2 protein-coding genes are annotated in these 1,497 nt (G+C 39.7%); one reads left to right on the forward strand and one right to left on the reverse strand.

What is annotated here, in order from left to right; all coding sequences use genetic code 11:
* On the forward strand, positions 1-467 hold a 467-nt coding region (locus PUH65_RS14840; RefSeq protein WP_305520891.1), incomplete at its 5' end, for a group II intron maturase-specific domain-containing protein.
* Between the two features lie 56 nt (positions 468-523).
* On the opposite strand, the gene PUH65_RS14845 is transcribed toward PUH65_RS14840, so the two are convergent.
* Positions 524-937, reverse strand: a complete 414-nt coding sequence (locus tag PUH65_RS14845; RefSeq protein ID WP_305520892.1) for a hypothetical protein — start codon at positions 935-937, stop codon at positions 524-526.
* Between the last annotated feature and the right edge of the window lie 560 nt (positions 938-1,497).

The following is a 1,497-nucleotide window of genomic DNA, read 5'->3' on the forward strand; positions in this document are numbered from 1 at the left end:
ACCAATTGGTAGTAGGCAAGAAAGCGTGGACACAATTGAAAGAGCGACTAAAATCCCTCACCCGCAAAACCGCTCCGATAAGTTTTGAGGAGCGCATCCAAAAGATTAACGAAGTTCAGCGTGGATGGTTAAACTATTTTCGAGGAACAAGTATCAAGGGAAAACTCCTCAACTTTGACGGATGGCTGAGAAACCGACTGCGGTATTGCATTTGGCATGATTGGAAAAAGCCCGAACGGAAGAGAAAAAACCTCATTCGATTAGGAATCGAACAAAGCCTTGCGTATGCATATAGTCGAACTCGGAAAGGAGGATGGGCAGTGGCACAAAGTCCTATTTTAGGAACAACAATCACTATTTCAAGGCTAAAGAAGCGTGGTTACATCGCCATGTTAGAACTTCATCTATCACTTAACCCATCAAGATACGAACCGCCGTATACGAGACCCGTACGTACGGTGGTGTGAGAGGCGCACTCCGTTCAATTATGGGCGGAGCCGTCTACTCGATTACCTGCAGTTTTTTATTCAAGATAATATTGATTAAAGTCAATTGACATTTTTGGTTTTAATAATCCACTTTCCTTTTTAGTTTTTTCATCTATTTCAAAGTTCTGCTCGCTTATTTTTAGTTCTTTACTATACATGAACAACTTTAAAAGTTCAGTCTTATATTTTGGATTTAAAGTCTCGAAATATTTTTCATATAAACATCTTCCAACTTCTTTTTTCGCAAATTGCATTTCAAATTCTGTCGTTGACTGCGGTTTTATAACCATATCTCTTAAACTCCAGTTGTTAAAGTAATAGTTTCTGTAAGTTGATTCACAGTCAAGAACTTTTATTTTTTCAGTTCGATATGGATTTTCATATAATACATAGAAAAAACTGATTATAAACAAAATTATCAAAATTCCAAGAATCAATAGTTTTTTCATTTTTTCTGTTTGTGTAGAATTGCAGGTAACGGTTGGGTATTTCTGCAGGCGGGCTAAAAATACGAAATCTTTCTACTTGCTGAAAACTAAATTAACCGCGAAAATCTTCGATGAAAACTTCATACCCGCTTGTAGAAATATCTTGTGTGTGCCCAGCATGGGCATCTTTCTCTTACGAAAGTAGGAAATTAATCTAGAGGGTGCAAGTCCCTTATGGGCGAGGGTAACGCCTTGAACCATTAGTAAGTCGCAAGGGTGGTAACCGTGAGGTTACATCTGAAGGAAGCGAGACTACAAAACTCGGTACTGACGAACAGGAACCGTATAAGAGGCATTTATGCATGGGTAAGCAAGCACATCATTGTAAGGCCCTAAGATTACAAAAGTGCATAAATGTAGATACGGCAGGAATTGAGTGAAACCTGCCTGCCGGCAGGCAGGGAAGATGCCATTACCTGGGGAGATCTTCGTAGCCACGAGTTGGTAAAACGAAGAAGTCAGCAGAAGTCATAGTACTTAGGAGCAACGAGCCGATGAATAAATCGGAGGACTCACAACCC

This window comes from Kaistella sp. SH40-3 (assembly GCF_030686865.1).
Taxonomy (GTDB): domain Bacteria; phylum Bacteroidota; class Bacteroidia; order Flavobacteriales; family Weeksellaceae; genus Kaistella.

Bases quoted from the DNA above. Each gene is read 5' to 3' on its own strand.
- PUH65_RS14845 (WP_305520892.1), bottom strand. From the start codon at position 937: ATGAAAAAACTATTGATTCTTGGAATTTTGATAATTTTGTTTATAATC.